At 60.4% G+C, this 1,491-nt stretch carries 1 protein-coding gene; it reads right to left on the minus strand.

Annotated features, from left to right (window positions below):
• Positions 1 to 7 precede the first annotated feature (7 nt).
• Positions 8 to 1,357: an IS4 family transposase gene (locus AC1DS6_RS42575; RefSeq protein ID WP_477104801.1), complete on the minus strand. Its 1,350-nt coding sequence runs from the start codon at positions 1,355 to 1,357 to the stop codon at positions 8 to 10.
• Between the last annotated feature and the right edge of the window lie 134 nt (positions 1,358 to 1,491).

Below are 1,491 nucleotides of genomic sequence, written 5' to 3' on the forward strand. Positions count from 1 at the left end.
CATGTGGTTATACACAATTGTCCCCATCATCGACGGCTCGTAAGCCTCGCAGTGTCTTCGCCGCGACATGAACTTCTTTCAGCCCCAGCCAAATCGTCTTCACGCCAGGCTCGCCATCACTCTTGCGGCCGAGGAATCCGCCAAGGCGTGCAATCAGGCGCAGCACCTCGTTCAGGCTTGGCTTGGCCGGCTGCTTGACTCTGGTCAGCAGATAGGCGCCGCGTATTTCATCAGGGTCGAAGAACAACTCAGCGTCCAGATCGGGGCAAGTGCGTCCGAGTCTCATCAAATGCGCTATGCGCCAGGCGACGACCATGAACAGCGCCAAAGCGCGCTCAAGGCGTTCCACCGCCGACAACTGAAGCACTTCAACGCGGCAGGCGTTCTTCAAGATGTTGAAGAGAGTCTCTATCTCCCAGCGCGCGCGGTACCAGTCGATAAGTTCAATCGCATCGTCCAGATTGGCCGCGGCACGATTTGTCAGCAGGCGCCACTCGATTGGCTTGACGCCGGCCGGTGCATCGAACTCGCGCGCGAGGATGCACGTCGCCGCGACTGTCTTGCCTTTGCCTGCAGGCAGGTCAACTCGCTGCACCCACAGTTGCTGGCGCACGGTACGCGCCTTGACGCCATGCCGCGATCCCATCGTGAAGGCAATCGCGCCAACGGGCTTGCCGTCGGCGGTGCGCTGCCACAGCTTCTCGCCATCTGGCAGGCAGCGATTGTGAGCGGCGCGTATCAGCCAGTCCGCAGGCGTACCGAGCTCTTGAGCACGAAGCATCAACGCCATCAGGTCTGCTTCGCGGTCAGCGACGTAGACCAGCCTCGTGTTGAGCAACTCCGCCGCCATTTCAGCGATGCGCTCGTAACCTTCGATCCAGCGCAGGCTCTCCTTTGGCCCGCCGCGCTTGCCGAATTTGTCCCGCTTCTCGCGCGCCCACATCCACGCGTCCAGCACGCCAAGCGGCTCGCGTTGCGGCGTGACGGCGTAGGTCGCGTGCAAATACATGCCCCGCTGGGCTTCATAGTTCAGCGGCCCCAGACCGATCGCCGCTTGGCCGTTGAAATCAAGTCCCGTCGTGTCCTGAAGACACAGCACGACCGGCTGGGCCTGCATTCTCTGCTGGGACTTTTGCCAATGCGGCGCCAGAATATCGCGCCAGTCAACGCTGTCGTTGCCAAAGAAGCGATAGGCTCCCATGGTCTCGCCCCAGCCGTGGCACGCCTTCGGTACGCTGGCCATCGGATCAGCCGCAAATCGCTCCATCAATATCCTCGCTCGCTTGTCGAGGCGCGCATCACCGAGATCCAGTCGGGCGAATTCAGTCTCTGCCCAGTGTGTCGATTCAATCGTCAACGCGTCACCCAAAAAGGCAGAAGTAAACGCGAGACTCAGACAGTTTACAAGTGCCGCTTCAAGTCCTTGAATGTAAACACTTTTCCGGGGCGCCAGGATCGCTTCGGTGGGTCAACGATGTGTATAACCGCATG

The organism is Cupriavidus sp. 05L310, assembly GCF_056398185.1.